We start from the raw sequence: 17,622 nt of genomic DNA on the forward strand, positions 1-17,622 counted from the left end.
ACGCCGATGGACCTTCGCACCTTGCGTTCTCCGCCCCAGCCCTCGCCACGCAAGCAGCGTAGCCGGCTCCGATTGCCGTTCCCGGGCCGCATGACGCTTGCGGCGCTGCTCGGCGCGGCGCTGTTCTCGATCCTTTCGCCCGGCAAGGCGCATGCCGAATTCACCGTCTGCAACCAGACGCTCGACGTCGTCAATCTCGCCGTCGGACAGAAGGTCGACAATGCCGACCAGACGGACGGCTGGTGGACGATCGGCGCCAACCAGTGCGTCAACGTCATCCGGGAGGAGCTGACCAACCGCTATATCTATCTCTACGCGACGGACGTCTTCGGCCACGCGATCCTCAACGGCTTGACCGAGATGTGCATCGACCGGCGGCGCTTCTCGATCCGCGGCATCGACGAGTGCTGGCAGCGCGGCCATATCGCGGCGCGCTTCGTCGAGGTCGACACGCTCGAGCAGGTGCGCTGGACCTATTTCCTGACCGGAAGCAGCCCGTGACGCACTCGATCGACACGAGCTTCAGGCAGAAGAAACAGGCGCGCCTAGCCGCGCAACGGCGTAAGCTTTGGCGCCGGGCCCTTGCCGGCCTTGCCACGCTCGCCGTCGTCGCTTTAGCCGCCGGCTTCTACCTGACCAGGGACTACTGGTCGTTCGGCGACGAGGACGAAGAGCTGCATCCCGTCGAGGGCATGGAAGACGTGCCGCCCGACGCCTCGGTCTATGTGCCGGCGATCATCGATCTCGCCGGCGATCCGATGTGGATCACGCTGGCGCCAGATGCCGACACCGCGACAAAGGGCAAGACCGTCGCGCGTCCGGCCGGGCTCGACAGCTCCGGGGCTTCGCCGCAGATCGAAATCCTGTCCGACGTGATGCTGAGCGCCAGCGAAAAGTTCATGACGACGATCCCGTCGACGCAGGAGGATTTCGCCTTCTTCCAGGCACAGCGGCAGGCCGCTCCGAAGCCTTCGGCAACGAAGCCGGAAGATGAGCAACCGGCCCCGCACGCTCCGGCCGCGGCGCCGGACGATCAACAGGGCGATCCGCAAGGCGACCTGCAGAACGATCTCCAGGCGGCGCCGGACGAAAGCGATGCCGGTTCAGCGCCCAAGGCAGACACCGACGATCCAGAGGCAGGCTGGGGCGAGACCATCGACCAGGGGGAGGCAGCACTCCCGGCTTTCAAGAAAACCGCGATCGAGAACAACACGACCGTTGCGACCGTCGCCAGCGAATACCAGCGCTTCGAGGCGACCGAGGACACCTTCGTGAAGATCCTCAACGACCGCAGCCTGGACAGCGTGGCGCTCGACGCGCATTTCTCCGCCGACGACGCGAAGCTTGCGGGCGAAGCGCTGAAGACGCTCTTCAACCGCGACGGGCTGGAGTCCGGCTTTGTCGTGGCCATGCGCGGGTTCCGGCCGAACCGCGAGACGACGACCATGTCGCTGATGCAGGTCTCCATCTACGCGAGGAACGTCTATGTCGGCACGCTGACGCGCAATGCGGCCGGCGCCTTCGTGTCGGGCGTCGACCCCTGGGTGCGCGAGGACCTCTTCAACTATTCCGGCGCTTCCGACCAGGGCGGGCCCAAGCGGCAGTACCGCCTGCTCGACGCGATCTACTCGACCGCGGCGCGCAACAAGGTGCCGACCAGCGTCATCGGCGAGGCGATCATGTATCTGTCGCGGGGACAGGACCTCGACGCCTTCGCCAGCGAGGACCAGCGCCTGGTGCTGATCTATTCGCAGACGCCGCGCGGCCAGGGCGAGATCTCCGGGCGGGTGCTCTATGTCGGCGTCCAGGGCACGGACAAGAGCCTCGACTGTTTCGTCTTCCAGCAGAGCGACGGCCAGTATGCCTGTGTGACCGGCGACGACCAGGTCCGCTCGCTGACCGTCACCAACGGCATGGTCACGCCGGTCGCCGGAGTGATGACCTCGACCTTCGGCCCGCGCAAGCATCCGATCCTGGGCACGGTTCGAATCCACAAGGGCGTCGACTGGGCGGCGCCGGTCGGCACGCCGATCATGGCCGCCTTCGACGGCGAGATCTCGTTCCAGGGCGATGGCGGCAGCTATGGCAATCTGGTGAAGATCACGCATGCCAACGGCCGCGAGACGCGCTACGCGCATATGCAGAAATTCGCCATCGCCAGCGGCGTCGGCACCAAGGTGAAGGCTGGCGACGTCATCGGCTACATCGGCACCACGGGGCTTTCGACCGGCCCGCATTTGCATTTCGAACTCTACCAGAACGGCGAGGCGATCGATCCGCTGGGGACAGTCACCTCGGTCGCTACCGCCGTGTCCGTCAGTTCCGGCGGCTCCGGCGATGCCGCGGTCGAGATATTGACCGACCGGATCGTGCATGTCGAAAGCGGCGGCAGCGCGCGAGCCAAGAACCCGCTTTCCTCGGCAACCGGCGCCGGCCAGTTCATCTCCAAGACCTGGATCCGCATGATGAACACCTATCGCCCCGATCTCGCGCGCTCGCTTTCGACCGCCGATCTGCTTGCGCTTCGCTACGACGCCACGCTGTCGCGTGAAATGGTGCGCAACCTGGCGCGCGAAGGGGAAGCCTATCTGCGCGCCCGCGGCCACCAGATCACCGCCGGACGCCTCTATCTTTGCCATTTCCTCGGCATGGAAGGCGCGCATCAGGTGCTGGCGGCGCCGGGTTCCTCGCAATTGACCGCGGTGCTCGGATCCGCCGTCATCCAGGCCAACCCGTTCCTGACCGGCAAGACTGCCAGTTATGTCATGGACTGGGCCGAGCGGAAGATGGGGCAGAAAGCGCCGCGCGTGGTCACCGACCAGGGCCAGCCGACGACAACCACGACCGAAGTCCGGCAGACCTCCCCGGAATTCGAAAAGTACAAGCAGGCGATCGCCGCGCTGATAGGTTCGATCCAGGATACGCTGGAGCCCGGCTAGTGGCACTGCACAGAGATTTTGACCGGTCGGCTCTGTTTGCGTTGGTAGGCGGCATGCGTTGGAGATTGGCCGAAACACCCATCGCGATCGTCATTCTAGGGCGGAGCAGGAGCGAAGCTCCGTCGCGAAGACCCTAGAATCCATGCCGTTACCTTGGTCGAAAGGCACAACGGAGCAGAATTTTGCACGGTGGCGGCGCTTGCAAGTCACGGCATGGATTCTATGGTCTGCGCCGCGTCGCTTCGCTCCTTGCTCCGCCATAGAATGACGAGATTGCAGCGGCTCAACCAATCCCCGGCGTTTGCGCTGATTTCACGCAAATGAATGGAAAATCTTGCACCAGACAAACGGCAACTTTCAAACCCCTGAGCCGGGGAACTAATCGGTTCACCAAACCCCGTGTTTTTGGATGGGCCGATTGGTTTTCAGGCCCACGGATGGTATATTAGCGGATATTCACGGAAGGAAATTTCGGACCCCTCGTGAACCAAATCTGTGGCCGAGATCACAGACGTCCAAGAGACGATTTTGGCAGAAGCGACGCTGTCGCTTACGAAATTCAGCATGCGCAGGCAGCATAACGCGCCCCAACGGGCGGAGGATTGATCCATGAAAGCGTTCGCCATCCTTTTGGGCGGGTTGATCCTGCTTTTCCACGCCGCCATCGGCGCCCAGGCCGCCACGCCCGACAGCAAGCGTGTCGCGCTGGTCATCGGCAACAGCAAATATGTCAATGCGGTCGCCTTGCCCAACCCGGCCAACGATGCCCACCTCATCGCGTCCACGCTGCGCAACGCGGGCTTCGAGGTGATCGAAGGCGTCGACCAGGACAATGCCGGCATGCATAGCCTGATCGGCAAGTTCACCGAGGAGTCCTACAATGCCGACCTCGCTGTGATCTTCTATGCCGGGCACGGCATGCAGGTCGACGGCAAGAACTACCTCATCCCGGTCGATGCCGAGCTGACGTCGCCGGCCTATCTCAAGACCCGCACGGTGCAGATCGACGAGTTCATGGCGGCGCTGCCGGCCGATCCCGCCGTCGGCATCATCATCCTCGATGCCTGCCGCGACAATCCGCTGGCACGCACGCTGGCCGCCGCGCTGCCGAAGAGCCGCTCGCTCGGCGCCGGCCTCGCGCCGGTCGATGCAAAGGCCGACGGCATGGGCACGGGCGGCGTCCTGATCGCCTATGCGACCGACCCCGGCGCCATCGCTTTCGACGGCAACGGCGTCGACAGCCCCTATTCGCTGGCCTTGGCCAAGCACCTGACCGAACCGGGCGTCGAGATCCAGAGCGCCTTGACGCGGGTACGCGGCGAGGTCACGGAAGCCACGCAAGGACGGCAGCGGCCCTGGCACAATGCCTCGTTGGGACGCGAAGTTTTCCTCGGCAAGCCCACGACACAAACTGCCGCGACGCCGGCCACCGGTGCAGCCGAGACGACGGCGGCGCCCGCCCCTGCTCCCGTGGCCACCGAGGCGCCGTCCTGGGAGGTCGAGCAGCGGCTTTGGGACGAGGCCTCGAAGAAGAATGCCATTCCCTATTACGAGGCCTATCTCGACCAGTTCCCGAACGGCCGCTTCGCCACGGTGGCGAAGCTCAATATCGACCAGCTGAAGGATCCGACGGCCGGCAAGCAGATCGCGGCGCCCGGCGCGGACGATGCGAATGCCAATCCAGGCTCGGCCGTTCGCACCTCGGTCGGCATCACCGACGAGATGAGAAAGACGCAAGGCAGCGAGCTGACCGAAAGCGCCATCGGCCTCGACCGCGACGGCCGCATCGACCTGCAATTGCGCATCGAAGCGCTGGGCAACGAGGTTGGGCAGGTCGACGGCAATATCGGCGCGAGGACGCGCCAGGCGATCGGCGCCTGGCAAGGCAAGAACGGCCTGCCGCCAACCACCTATCTGACGCGCGAACAGCTGGCGTTCCTGGTGATCCAGACCGACCCGATGATGGATGCGGTGCGCGCCAAGAACGCCGCCGACCAGGTCCGTGCCGCGCCAGCGAAAAAACAGGTCGCGCAGAGGACCCGGACGCTGAAGCCGGTGGCGCAGCAAAAACCGCGCAGGAAACAGACGCAGGTCGTGCAGCGCAGGCGCAGCAGCGAGACCGTGGTCCGCGAGGATGCGCCGCCGCCAAGAGACAACAACGACTTCCTGACCAAGGCGCTGATCTTCGGCACCGGCATCGCGGTCGGCGGCGCGCTCAAGAACTGACCGAGGACAAAAGGGCCGGCCCGTCGGCGGGCGAGCTGCCCGGCGACGGGCCGGCCGCCTATTGCGTCCTGATCCGCATTTCCACCCGGCGGTTGACCGGATCATAGGGATTGGCGACGCGCGGATGCGACTTGCCCAGGCCGACCGGCTCGAGTCGGGTAGATTGAACGCCGTTCGCCGACAGGAAGGCCGCCACCGATTGCGCCCTTCGCTGCGACAGGTCCTGGTTGTAGCGATCCGTGCCGGTCGCGTCGGTGTGGCCTTCCACGACGAAGCTGAACGTGCTCAGCCGGTTGTCCTTCAGCGCCTTGGCGAACTCATCCAGTTCCGTGCGCGCGGTCTGGTCGAGCTGGGCCGAATCCAGGGCAAAATTGATCATCATGTCGAGGCCGGCCTTTTGAGGCGGCGCCTCGTTCTTCTCGGCCTTGCTCTTGCACTCTTCCTCGGTGCCGACGCAGATGCCGCGTGACGCGCCAAGATTACCCTGGCCGGCGAAGTATTTTACGATGTCTTCCGATTTCTGAAGCGGATCGGCGTAAACGTGCGTTGAAAAAAGCACGGTCGCCAATGCCAAGGCTGAGCTGCCCCACCGCATGACCGTCACTCCTGTTTGAGCTCTGTTTGAGCGGGTTTCGCTGGCGCGGACCATATCAAACCTTGAAGCGATTGTCTGTGACCAAGCGCACGTTGCCAACGGCCGCCACCTGCTAAAAGCTAAGGCTTGACCGGCTCTCGGCTAAAGGCTTGAGTGCTTGTCAGCTGGCTCTCAGGGTGTGGCAGCCATGGCCAACGAACTCGGATACAGAACCGCAAGGGATCTGTTTCTTGCCTGTCCCGCGATCGCCCGGGACATGAAATCGCCTGCCGCCAATCAACCCCCGCTGGAATTTTGCCGCGCCCTGCTCGCCGGACGCGTGCCGGAGGAAGCCGTCACGTTCTGCGCCTATCTCCTGCCCGATCGCGCCGCGATCTGGTGGGGGCATGAATGCCTGAGCCATCTCTCAGAACTCCTTGCCGATAGGGACCTCGAATTGCTGGCGCTCGTCAACGATTGGGTCGGCGAGCCCGGCAATCCCCGCCATCGAGCGGCGCTGGGCGATGCCGTCGATCCGTCGCCAACGACACCGGCTGCGTGGATCGCGCTGTCGGCGGCATGGCGTGACCCGGCCTTCGACATGCTATCGACCGGATTCCCCGCCGCTCACGCCGTCAACGCCGGGATCCTGGCGGGGCTCGCCCGTGTTTCGACCGCGGACCGCTTTGGCGTGCTTTCCGCCTTCGTCGAAATGGGCATCCAGATGGTGGAGATGGAGGCCCAGCGGCAATCTGTCGACGCGTATTAGGGTTTTCCGCCAGACAAGGCTGCCAAGGCTCTAATCCACGATCATTGGCAGCCGCCTTGCGCCCACCTGGCCAGAGCGACCTTGAAGCGGGTCCCAAGCGGATGCTGCAGGCGCAGCACGGAGACGTCGTTGGCGGCGAAATTCTTCGCCTGCTCGCACAGGCGGGTCTCGTTCCACTCGTGGCAGCCGTCGCAGTGCTTGCCCTGCCAGACCGACTTGTCGAGGCCTTCGACCGGACTGAAAAGCGGTTGCCCCTTGATCAATTGGGCTATGCTCTTGCCGTCGATCGCCGGGTCGCCGAACTTGACCGGGCGATCGAAAAAGATCGGGCCGTCCGTCGCCAGCTTCGGTATCTTTTCACGCAGCATATTGAGCGCAAGCTGGTCGTCGGTCTGGCCGGACGCGCCGGTGTTGCGCGTCCCGGAGCCCGCTTCGGCCTGCGGTGTGCTCGCCTCGCCGACGATCAGCGGCGCATTGAGATCGACCCTGTGCAGGACGACCTCGGTGGTCAGCGAGACGTTGATCCAGGGGCGCTGCTTGCCGGCGGTGGCCTTGAAGACGTCGCTGGTCACCCTGTTCATGGCTTCGGTGATGGAGACGTTGGATTCGCCGACATGCTGGAGCAGCGCCGTGGTGAAGGGCGAGTGGTCGCCCGACCCGTCATAGGCAAGCTGGTTCGGGCTGGCAGCGAAGGCGACCAGCGTGCCGGCGCCGCCATTCTCGATCGGGATTTCGGCAAGGCCGCTGCTTGCGCCCTTGATGCCGGCAGTCTTCGCCAGCACGTCGGCAAGCGGATTGTCGCGGCATGCGTCCAGGAAAACCAGCCTTATGCTGGTCTCGCGCGACATCTGGCGCAGGACGAAATCGACCGAGACGGCCTCGAAATCGAGCGAGGTCTCGTCCTCGAGCGCGGCATCGACGGGAAGCAGATAATTCTTGCCGGAGACCTGAAGGCCATGGCCGGCATAGAAGAAAAGCGCGATGTCGGCGCCGCGCACCTCTCTGGCAAACTGGGCGACCGTATCTTGCGTCTGCTGCTTGGTGAGGTCGAAGCCGGAGACCACCTCGAAGCCGAGGTCCTTGAGCCGATCGGCCATGGCCTGCGCATCCCGCGCCGGATTGAGGAGCGGCGCTGCGTGCTGGTACTGCGAGTTGCCGAGCACCAGCGCCACACGCCGCTCGGCGCGCGCGGCCGTCAACGTCAGGAGCAAGGCAAGCGCCACAAGTCCGGCGGCGCGAAACACGTCACCGCAATGGGCGATCGGAGCGGAACTCACCGCCACCTCAGTTGGCGAGCTTGCTGGCGGAGAATTCGATCCGCCGGTTGAGCGCCTTGTTCTTGGGCGTGTCGTTGGCGGCGACAGGCTTGTCCTCGCCATAGCCGGCCGAGCTGATCTGGTTGCGCGGGACGCCGTCCGCCACCAGCGCGTCGGCGACCGCCTGGGCGCGCCGTTCGGAGAGCGCCTTGTTCGCCTCGGGCGACCCGTCGGAATCGGTGTAGCCGGACACCTCGACCTTGAGGGTGGGGCATTTGCCGACGACACCTTCCACCTCAGCCAGCAGCGGGCGGCTCTTCGCGTCGAGCCTTGCGCTTGCCTGACGGAAATAGATGGCGCCGGTGCGCGAGAGGACGGCAAACCTGTTGAGGCACTCCTCGTCGTTGAAATTGGCTTTCGCGGCATCGGTGGCGACAGGGCCGACCTCGGCGACACCGGCCGCGACGGTCTGCACAGCTGCCGGCTTGGTGCCGTCGGCGGTGAAGACGAAATCGAAGGACACCGAAGCGGTCGGCACGATGTTGGTCACGTTGGCGGCCTGCTGCAATTTGTCGATGTTGGGCAAGAGCCCGAAATCCTCGACATGGACAGCGACGGGCGCCTCCGAAGCGACGGAGACCTGGGTGTCGCTGATCATGGTGACGACGACGCTCGCCTCGAGATCCTTGTCGACGCCATGCAGGCTGAGGCGGAACGGCAATGTCGTCTTCACCCGGCGCTTGGCCGGCAGATCGGCGAACGCCGCGGGATCCACCTTCGCCGTCACTTCGGCCGTCGGATAGGTGAATGTCTCGAAAAACAGAAAGCGCATGCGAACATTGCGCAGGTCGACGCCCGTATCGACGGAATTGAGGTCGAAGCTGATCTTGGCGTCGCCGGCGGAACTCAGCGTGCCGGTGATGTTCCTGATCTTGTTGGTCTCGACGATCGTGTTCTTCTTGACCGACTGGTAGGTGAGCACCGAGGCGGCCGGATCGAGCGTCCAGTTGGGCGCGGCGCTCGCGGCCTGCGATCCGAAGACCAACAGCGCGGCAACGATCAAGCCAAGAGCCGCGGCCTTGGCTTGCATTTTTCGCCAGAATGCGACGACTTCGAACATGGAACGCCCCGCCAGGACAACCCGATCTCGATACCGGCACGTGACCGGAGCATAGAGCACTTGTCGGGGCTTGGCGAGCAGGTTCCAGCGGGAAGCGAAAACCGTCATCGAAATCTCATCACCAGCCACCGTCGCCGCGAGATAACTCCTTCTCGAACTGGAGCTTGGTCAGGTCCTTGGCGACGAACACGTCGAAGCCGGCCAGCCGGAAGGTGTTCGACACGTCCTCGGCATCCTTGTCTGGATTCTTCAGGGCCGGAATTTCGCGGTATTCGGAATTGCCGATGACAAGGGCAACCCTTCGATCGGCGCATGCCTGCACCGTCGTGAGGCCCACGACGATCAAGGCTGCAATCAGTGAGCAGCACCGCAGCATGGCAAAATCCCTAACTGCTCGTCGGCCACAAGAACGCAGCTTGCGACATCGTGGTCTGTTAAAGACTTCACAATCTGCCAAGACGGCAAGGAAACGCGCCTGCGAGGCAGATCGCGCATCCAATAAACTGCTAAAATAGCTCAGAGGCCCGGGCGCCGCAATGACCTGGGCAGATGCGATCCCGATGATGACGCCCGGTCTCAGCCGGGCATCCTCGGTCACGCTCACCCGCCTGGGCCGCATTATTTCTCGGCGTATGTCGGCTTGCCGTCCGCGCCCTTCTTCCATTCGTAGATGACATAGTCGGGGCGCGTGATGTCGCCCTTCTCGTCATAGCCGATGTCGCCGATCGCCGTCTTCCACGGGCCGCCTGCCTTGATGGTGGCGCCGACCTTTTGCGCGTCGTCGGCCGAGCCGGTCTTGTCGATCGCCGCGGCGACGATCTGGACCGCCGCGTAGGAGTAGAGTGTGTAGGCTTCCGGCTCGAAACCCGAGGCACGGAATTTTTCGACGATGTCCTTGGCGGCGGGGTTTTTCCGCGGGTCCGGCGAGAAGGTGTTCAAGGTGCCGATAACCGAATCGCCGGCGATTGAGGCAAGCTCGTTCGAGACCATTCCGTCGCCCGAGAACAGCGTCGCCTTCAGACCCTGATCCGCCGACTGGCGCATGATCAGGCCCGCCTCGGTGTGGAGACCGCCGAAATAGATCAGCGTGACGCCGGCCGCCTTCATCTTGGCGATGAGCGCGGAGAAATCCTTGTCGCCGACATTGATGCCTTCATACATCACCTCGGTGATGCCGTCGGCGTTCAGGTCCTTCTTGGCGACATCGACGAGGCCTTGGCCGTAAGGCGTCTTGTCGTGGACGATGGCGATCTTGGCGTCCTTGAAATTCGCGGCGATATAGTCTCCCGCGACCTTGCCCTGCTGGTCGTCGCGGCCGCAGGTGCGGAAGGTGTTCCAGAGGCCGCGCTCGGTATATTGCGGATTGGTCGATGCTGGCGATACCTCGAGCACGCCGTTCTCGGCATAGACTTCCGAGGCGGGGATCGACACGCCCGAGTTGAAGTGGCCGACCACATATTTCACGCCGTCCGCGACGAATTTGTTGGCGACCGAAATGCCCTGCTTCGGATCGGAGACATCGTCGCCGATCTCGATCTTGATCTTCTGGCCGAGCACGCCGCCGGCCGCGTTGATGTCGGCGGCCGCTTGTTCGGCGCCTTTCTGGAACTGCGCGCCGAAAGCCGCGTTCGGACCGGTGATCGGCCCGGCGACGCCGATGACGATGTCCGCCCAGGCGTTGCCCGCGAAGGCGACAAGCGCTGCCACTGCCACCGCCGACAGAAGATATTTTTTCATATGAGGCTCCCATTTTCGTGGTGGGCACTGGTTGCGGCTTCGATGCGATGCCCACGTCCGACGCATCGAGCTGACTTGAATTGGGCGGGCCGGTTTTTGCCGTCGGGCAAGGTCAGGCCCAGGCGGACTGGTCAGGATGCGAGGCCGGAGCAGGCCCCGTCACCAGAGATGTCTTGCCTTCAATCCACATCCAAAATGCCCCGTCTTCAGGGCATATTGGCTGCAAGCGAAGTGGCATACGATGACCGTAGGACCCAGATTTGGTGATCGATTTTGCAATGTTTCGGGGATGCGTCGCTCGCCTGCTAGGCCGTGATGGCGTTTCGTTGAATCGCCATCACGGTCTAATTCTTTGTTGGAGCATGATCTTTCTCCGAAAACCGGTTCCCACTTTTTGGGATCATGCTCTAATGCGCGGGCGCGTTGTCGCGCGGACCGGCGTCGGACGAGGCCTCGCGGCGGAACAAGGCCGGGCTCTTGCCGGTCCATTTGTGGAACGCGCGGTGGAATGCGCTCGGCTCGGAAAAGCCGATGTCGGCGGCGAGGTCGGCGACGCTGCGGCTGCCGTTGAGCAGGGCCTCCATCGCCAGGGCCCTGCGCATCTCATCCTTGATCGAGCGATAGCTCTGGCCCTCGGACTGAAGCCGGCGGCGCAAGGTCGGCGCCTGCATGCGCATGCCGGCGGCAAGCCGCTCGAAGCTCGGCCATGAAGCGGGCGCGGTGGCGTGCAGGCGCCCGCGTATGGCCGCCGAGAGCCCCTCGTCATGGCGATAGCGCACCAGAATGTTGGCCGGCGCCCTGCGCAGGAATTCGCGCAGCGCGCAGGCGTCGCGGATGACAGGCAGCTTCAGGAATTCGGCGTCGAAGACGAGGCGGCTTTCGGGCTGGTCGAAGCGCACCGGCGCGCCGAAGAACAGCCGGTAGTCGCTTCCCGTCGACGGGATGCTGCATTTGAAATCCACCCAGCGGATCGGGAGACGCCGGCCCACCAGCCAGCAGTTCACGCCGTGGACGATGATCCAGAAGGTGCGGTAGGCGAAGGCCGAGCGCAGCGGCCCGGAATCGCTCAGCCTGATTTCGGCGAGCCCGTTGCCGACGGTCAGCTCGCCATGCGGATCGTCGAGCACGGCGCGCAGGAAGCGCAGGCCCCTGCGCAAGGCATGCTCCAGCGTCTCGGTGGAGAGCAGCGCCTGGCAGAGCAGCGCGAAACTGCCGGCTCGCATCGGCCTGGCGCCTTCGCCGAAGAACTCGTCATCCATCTCCTGCGCGACGGCATGCCAGAGCGCGCCATATTGCTCGGCCGAGATCGGCTCGGAAATCACCGGCGGCAGCCCGACGCGGGCCAGCAGGGGCTCCACCTCGACGTTGTGGCGGCGAAGGCATTCGAGCGTGTCGTCCATGAAGCAGGGGGCGATCATCCGGCGCTGCATCGCGTAGGGCTCCGTCCTCCTTCCGCCTGCGTTCGACCCGGCTAGCGCTCGCCCCGATCGAATGTGGCGGCGCCGACACCCTGCTGGCGCAGCGCGGTCCTGGCGATCTTTTCCGTCGGCGTCCGCGGAAGCGGCGTGTCGGTGATCTCGATGTAGCGCGGCACCATGTGGCGCGGCGCCATTGCCCTGAAATGCGCCAGCAGTTCGGCCGCCCCCAGCGTGGAGCCAGGCCGCCGCTGTGCCACGACCATGATGTCTTCCTCGGTGAACTCGGACGGGATCCCGAACGCCGCGCTTTCTACGATGTCGGGATGCTTCTCGGCGACGGTCTCGACCTCATAGGCCGAGATGTTCTCGCCGCGCCGCCGGATCGCCTCGTTCAGCCGGTGCTTGAAATAGAGCCAGCCATCCTCGTCTAGGCAACCGGCATCGCCGGAGTGATACCAGAGGTTCCGGAGCGTCTGCACCGTTTTGGCGTCCGCCCGGTAATAGCCGGAAAACATGCTCCAGTTCTTGCGCGGGCGCGATACGATCTCGCCGACGGAGCCATGCGGCAGGGGCCGGTCCCGCTCATCTACGATCGCCACCTCCCAATCGGGGTGCGGGCGGCCGCACGAACCCGCTTTCGTATCCGCCACCGTGTCGAGGGTGACGAAACCTGTCTCCGTCTGCCCATAGCCGGTGACGAGCCGCATGCCGAAGCGCCGCTCGAACGCTTCCTTGTCCGGCACCATGGGGATGCACTGGCATATGCGCACCGGATTGGCGCCGTCGCCATCGGATGGCGGCTGGCGCGACAGGATGACCGCCATGGCGCCGAGCAGGTTCGTCGCCGTGGCGCCGCTTTCGCGGACCTGGTCCCAGAACCGGGAGGCGCTGAAACCGCCGACCAATGTCGTGCGGGTGCCGTAGATCAGCGGCAGGTAGACGCCGAACATCTGCGCGTCGGTGTGGAACAGCGGCAATGCCGAGAAATAGCTGTCGGCGGTCGTGTAGCCGAGATTGAGCGCCATCGCCGCCGCCCAGGAATAGCAGTGATGATGGGACATCAATGCGCCCTTGGCCGGACCGGTGGTGCCCGAGGTGTAGAGGATCGCCATCGGGTCGGAGTAATGGATGTCGGCGAGGTCGAAATCCGGCTGCCCGGCCATGCATTCCTCGAAGGAGACGATGCGGCGGATCCGGATGCCGGCCGCCCGGGCTTCGCTCGGATCGACGCCGACCAAGATAAGGGTGCGCAGGTCCGGCAGGCGGTCCTGGACCCGGGCGAGCTCGTCAAGCGCGTTGGCGTCGGCGACGAGGACCTCGGCGCCGCAATTGTTGAGGTTGTGGCAGAGAAAGTCGCCCTTCAGGCCCGGATTGCTGGGCACCTCGATGGCGCCCAGGCTCGATACCGCGAACCAGGTCGCGACCAGCTCGAGACAATTGGGCAACAGCATCGCCACGCGATCGGATTTGCCGATGCCGAGACCGCGCAGGCCACGCGCCAGCCGGGCCGAAGCGATCTGCATCTCCTCGAAGCTGGCGGAGCGTCCGCAAATGCCGATGAACGGGGTGTCGCCCAGGCGTTCCGCCTGCTTGAGCAGGATTTTGGGCAGCACCCGGTTCTCCAGGTCGTCGTCATGCTGGCCGGGGATGTGGAAGGAAGGGGCGAGATCGAGCATGGTCATGGATCAAAAATTCTTTGCCCGCGCCTGCGCGTCCGGGGAGAGGAACCCGCTCACCGTGGCTCTGGTCTCGAGCGCCATCGCATCGGCCAGGGAAGAGTGGAAGCCGTTGTTGATGGCATGCTTGATGTCTGCCACGGCGCCTTCCGGACGCTGCGCTATCGCCAAGGCCAGTTTCCTCGCCTCGTCCAGCAATTGCGCCTCGGGAAAGAGCTTCCAGGCGATGCCGACCTCGAGCGCTTTGCTCGCATCGTGCTTCTCGCCCAGGATCATCAGTTCCTTGGCGACCTGCGGCCCGGTCTGCTTGGTCAACAGGGCGGTGACGCCACCGGTGACGAACAACCCGTATGTGACTTCGGGGAAGAACCAGCGCGCATTGTCGGCGAAGAGCGTGAAGTCGCAATTCACGGCCCATTCGAGCGCACCGCCGACGCACCAGCCATGCACCGCGGCAATCACGATCTTGCGCGACTGCATGATCTGGAGCGTGATGTTCTGGATGGCGTCCACCCAGGCCTGCGTCGTGGCCTCGGAAGTGGTCTGGGAGTCGAGATCCTTGAGGTCGTCGCCGGAGCAGAAGGCGCGTCCTTCGCCATGCAGGATGACGGCGCGGATCGACGGGTCCGCATCGGCGCGCGCCAGCGCCTCGGACAGGTCGTCGACGAGCTGCCTGTTCATGGCGTTGAGCCGTTCGGGACGGTTGAGCTTGACCCAGGCGATTGCGCCATCGTGCCTGGAAATGACTGCGCCCATTTTGGCATCCCCCATCTTGGCGTCCTCCTCAAACGATCATCGGTTCGGCGTAAGCGCCCCAGACCTCGCGCAGCGCGGCGCAGATCTCGCCAAGCGTCGCCTTCGCCCTCACGGCCTCGATGGTCTTCGGCAAAAGATTGATGTCGTCGGATCTCGCCTGCTCGGCGAGTTCCTTCAGCAGTTCCCGGACGCGGGCGTTATCACGGCCGGACCGCACCGCTCGGAGGCGGTCGATCTGCAGCTGCGTGCACTCTTCGTCATAAGGATGGATGTGCACTTCGGCCGATCGGCTGGTCTCGTCGACGTACCGGTTGACGCCGACCGAGATCTTTTCGCCCGCATCGATCTTCTGGAACGTAGCGTAAGCCGAGTCCGCGAGCTTCTGCTGGAACCAGCCTTCCTCGACCAGTTTCACGGCGCCGCCGCGCTCGTCGACTTCGTCCAGCAGCTTCCAGATCTCTGTCTCCATGTCGCGGGTGAGGCGCTCGATGAAATAGGAGCCGCCAAGAGGATCGATCACGGAGGTCACATTGATCTCGTCGCGGATGATCTGTTGGGTGCGGATGGCCAGCTTCATGGCCTCTTCGGTCGGGATGGCGAAGGCTTCGTCGAGGCCGTTGGTATGCATGCTCTGGCAGCCGCCCAGAACGGCGCCGAGCGCCTGGATGGCCGTGCGCATGAGATTGTTGTGGTGCTCGACCTTGGTCAGGCTCATCGCCGCGGTCTGCACATGCACGCGCAGCCGCATGGACTCCGGCTTCCTGGCCTTGAAGCGCTCAGCCATGATCTTGGCGTAGACGCGCCTTGCCGCCCTGAACTTGCAGATCTGCTCGAAGAAATCCTGATGGCTGATGAAGAAGAAGGACAGCCGGGGCGCGAAGTCGTCGATGTCCATGCCGGCGCCGGTCACCTCCTCGCAATAGGCGATGGTGAAGGCCATGATGAAGGCGATCTCCTGCAGCGCGTTGCCGCCGACATCCGAAAGGTGATAGCCGCTGAGGCTGATCGGATTGATCTTCGGCGTCGCCTTGGCGCTGTACATGATCAAGTCGCGCAGCAGCCTCACCGCGGGACGCACCGGATAGATCCACTCCTTCTGCGCGACATACTCCTTCAGCGGATCGGCCTGCAGCGTGCCGGCCAGCTTGTGGAGGTCATAGCCACGCCGTTCAGCGACGGCGACATACATGGCGTAAACCACCCAGGCCGACGGATTGATGGTGAGCGAGACCGAGATCTTTTCGAGGTCAATGCCATCGAACAGCCGTTCCACATCGTCGACGGTGTCGATGGCGACGCCGACGCGCCCGACTTCGCCGAAGGCTCGTGGATCGTCCGAGTCCAGGCCGAGCAGCGTCGGCAGGTCGAAATCGGTGGAGAGCCCGGTCTGGCCGGTCTGGATCATGTATTTGTAGCGCTGGTTGGTGGCCTCGGGATTGCCGAAGCCGGCGACCTGCCGAATGGTCCAAGGCCGGCCGCGATACATCGTCGGATAGGCGCCGCGGGTGAAGGGATATGCGCCGGGGAAACCCAACTCGTCGGCGGGAATGTCGGCGATGTCGGCGGCCGTGTAAACGCGCTTCAGCGGAATGCCGCATTCGGTCTCGTAGGCCGGTTTTTCCTCGGGCCTGCTGCCGAGCGCGGCGGCGAGTTCCTTTTCCTCCCACGCGGCTTGCTTTTCGCGGATGTCCTCGATCGCGGTTTGCGAGAACAGGTTCATGTCGCTTGCCCCTCGTCCGTCCAGCCGAGCAGAAGGCGGGCCGCGCCGGCGGGATCCATGTCCCTGTTCACGACGGCCTGGATGTGCTCTCCGATCTCGCCGGCCCGCGCATCGAACTTGCCCTGGAAAAGATGTTTGGCCGCGCCGAGGATCCGCGTCCGGCAAATGCCCCGCTGCCGATCGGCCAGCTCGCCGCTTTCGCGCAGATGCGCCCAGTGCCTGGAAATGGCGTCCTTCAGCTCGCCGATCCGCTCGCCCGAGACCGCGCTGACGGGAAGCACCGGCGGCGACCATTTCGACTGCGCCCTTTCCGAACCGAGGGTCATCATGCCGCGCAGGGCCGAAACGGTCGCCGCCGCCTCCGGCTTGTCGGATTTGCTGACCGCGTGGATATCGGCGATCTCCAATATGCCGGCCTTGATCGCCTGTATGTCGTCGCCAAGGCCGGGCGCCGAGAGAACGACGATGCTGTGCGCCGCCGTCACGACTTCCACCTCGTCCTGGCCGACGCCGACGGTCTCGATGATGATGGGCGAGTAGCCGGCGGCGTCGAGGACATCCACCGCCTGCAGCGTCGACCGGGCAAGGCCGCCCAGCTGGCCGCGCGTCGCCATGCTGCGGACGAAGGCCTGGGAGGACGAGGCCGCCTCGCTCATGCGCACCCTGTCACCGAGAATCGCGCCGCCGGAGAACGGGCTGCTCGGATCGACGGCGACGACGCCGACTTTGCGCCCCTCCGACCCGAATGCCCGGATAAGGGAAGACACAAGCGTGGACTTGCCCGCTCCCGGAACGCCGGTGATGCCGACGACATGCGCCTTGCCGCTATGCCTGTAGATCTCCGCCAGCGCGGGCACTGCTTCCGGATAGCCGGCCTCGGCACGCGTGATCATGCGGGCGATGGCCGCAACGTTGCCCGCGAGGATCTCGGGCACCAGCTCGATCGAGGGCCTGTATGCCGCGCGCCTCACCGGCCTCGAGGGCGTGAAAACGGTCATACCCGGCCACGAGCGGCGATCAGGTTCCTGACCGTCGTCACGATCAGTTCGGCCCGCGCCTCCTGCGGCACGATCGCGTCGACGCCGCTGTCCCACAAAGCGGCATAATCCTGCTCGGGAATGACCCCGCCGGCGACGACGAAGATGTGGTCGGCCTTCTGCTCGCGCAGGCAGCGCCCCAATTCCCGGAACAGCGGAACATGGGAGCCGGAAAGGAGGCTGACGCCGATGACGTCGACATCCTCCTGGACCGCTGCCGCCACGACCTCGTCAGGCGATTTGTAGAGGCCGGTGTAGACGACCTCCATGCCGGCATCGCGCAGGATCCGCGCGACCACCTTGGCGCCCCGGTCGTGCCCGTCCAGCCCGAGCTTGGCGACAAGCACGCGGATGGTGCCGGTCATCGCGTCCCGGTCCGGCGCATCGCCCGCAA

General features: G+C 64.6%; 15 protein-coding genes. 4 read left to right on the top strand and 11 right to left on the bottom strand.

Annotated elements, in window-relative coordinates; all coding sequences use genetic code 11:
* Window positions 1-6: 6 nt before the first annotated feature.
* From FJ956_RS08960 to FJ956_RS08970, 3 genes are all read left to right on the top strand, one after another.
* Entirely contained in the window at window positions 7-501 is a 495-nt protein-coding gene (locus FJ956_RS08960) for a DUF1036 domain-containing protein (RefSeq protein ID WP_181170140.1), read from the top strand.
* Window positions 498-2,939, top strand: a complete 2,442-nt coding sequence (locus tag FJ956_RS08965; protein ID WP_140675013.1) for a M23 family metallopeptidase — start codon at window positions 498-500, stop codon at window positions 2,937-2,939. The genes FJ956_RS08960 and FJ956_RS08965 overlap by 4 nt, the downstream gene beginning before the upstream one ends.
* A gap of 609 nt (window positions 2,940-3,548) precedes the next feature.
* A complete protein-coding gene (locus tag FJ956_RS08970) occupies window positions 3,549-5,165 on the top strand; it encodes a caspase family protein (RefSeq protein WP_140675016.1) in 1,617 nt (538 codons plus the stop codon).
* A 58-nt stretch (window positions 5,166-5,223) separates the two neighbouring features.
* Here FJ956_RS08970 and FJ956_RS08975 read toward each other — a convergent pair whose 3' ends face one another.
* Window positions 5,224-5,760 (bottom strand): OmpA family protein, encoded by a 537-nt coding sequence (locus tag FJ956_RS08975; protein WP_181170150.1) that lies wholly within the window; start codon window positions 5,758-5,760, stop codon window positions 5,224-5,226.
* A 187-nt stretch (window positions 5,761-5,947) separates the two neighbouring features.
* Here FJ956_RS08975 and FJ956_RS08980 point away from each other — a divergent pair, with 187 nt between their 5' ends.
* On the top strand, window positions 5,948-6,508 hold the full coding sequence (locus FJ956_RS08980; RefSeq protein ID WP_246672018.1) for a hypothetical protein: 561 nt from the start codon (window positions 5,948-5,950) through the stop codon (window positions 6,506-6,508).
* A gap of 41 nt (window positions 6,509-6,549) precedes the next feature.
* Here FJ956_RS08980 and FJ956_RS08985 read toward each other — a convergent pair whose 3' ends face one another.
* The 10 genes from FJ956_RS08985 to FJ956_RS09030 all read right to left on the bottom strand — a co-directional run bounded on the left by FJ956_RS08985 (window position 6,550) and on the right by FJ956_RS09030 (window position 17,593).
* Entirely contained in the window at window positions 6,550-7,785 is a 1,236-nt protein-coding gene (locus tag FJ956_RS08985; protein ID WP_246672019.1) for a caspase domain-containing protein, read from the bottom strand.
* Between the two features lie 7 nt (window positions 7,786-7,792).
* The gene (locus tag FJ956_RS08990; protein WP_140675025.1) at window positions 7,793-8,884 is read right to left on the bottom strand and encodes an OmpA family protein; all 1,092 of its coding nucleotides are present in this window, start codon (window positions 8,882-8,884) and stop codon (window positions 7,793-7,795) included.
* A gap of 118 nt (window positions 8,885-9,002) precedes the next feature.
* Entirely contained in the window at window positions 9,003-9,482 is a 480-nt protein-coding gene (locus FJ956_RS30835; RefSeq protein WP_246672020.1) for a caspase family protein, read from the bottom strand.
* Window positions 9,483-9,502: 20 nt separating this feature from the next.
* Window positions 9,503-10,621: a branched-chain amino acid ABC transporter substrate-binding protein gene (locus FJ956_RS09000; RefSeq protein WP_140675028.1), complete on the bottom strand. Its 1,119-nt coding sequence runs from the start codon at window positions 10,619-10,621 to the stop codon at window positions 9,503-9,505.
* Window positions 10,622-11,028: 407 nt separating this feature from the next.
* Window positions 11,029-12,051: an AraC family transcriptional regulator gene (locus FJ956_RS09005; RefSeq protein ID WP_140675031.1), complete on the bottom strand. Its 1,023-nt coding sequence runs from the start codon at window positions 12,049-12,051 to the stop codon at window positions 11,029-11,031.
* 41 nt (window positions 12,052-12,092) lie between these two features.
* Window positions 12,093-13,721: an AMP-binding protein gene (locus FJ956_RS09010; protein WP_140675034.1), complete on the bottom strand. Its 1,629-nt coding sequence runs from the start codon at window positions 13,719-13,721 to the stop codon at window positions 12,093-12,095.
* Window positions 13,722-13,724: 3 nt separating this feature from the next.
* Window positions 13,725-14,471 (bottom strand): enoyl-CoA hydratase/isomerase family protein, encoded by a 747-nt coding sequence (locus FJ956_RS09015; protein ID WP_140675037.1) that lies wholly within the window; start codon window positions 14,469-14,471, stop codon window positions 13,725-13,727.
* Between the two features lie 28 nt (window positions 14,472-14,499).
* A complete protein-coding gene (locus FJ956_RS09020; RefSeq protein WP_181170141.1) occupies window positions 14,500-16,191 on the bottom strand; it encodes a methylmalonyl-CoA mutase family protein in 1,692 nt (563 codons plus the stop codon).
* The gene (gene meaB / locus FJ956_RS09025) at window positions 16,188-17,189 is read right to left on the bottom strand and encodes a methylmalonyl Co-A mutase-associated GTPase MeaB (RefSeq protein ID WP_140675040.1); all 1,002 of its coding nucleotides are present in this window, start codon (window positions 17,187-17,189) and stop codon (window positions 16,188-16,190) included. Before meaB ends, FJ956_RS09020 begins: the two co-directional genes overlap by 4 nt.
* Window positions 17,186-17,593, bottom strand: coding sequence for a cobalamin B12-binding domain-containing protein (locus FJ956_RS09030; RefSeq protein WP_181170152.1), 408 nt, complete (start codon window positions 17,591-17,593; stop codon window positions 17,186-17,188). Before FJ956_RS09030 ends, meaB begins: the two co-directional genes overlap by 4 nt.
* Window positions 17,594-17,622 lie beyond the last annotated feature (29 nt).

Source organism: Mesorhizobium sp. B2-4-3 (assembly GCF_006442815.1).
In the GTDB taxonomy this organism is placed as follows: domain Bacteria; phylum Pseudomonadota; class Alphaproteobacteria; order Rhizobiales; family Rhizobiaceae; genus Mesorhizobium.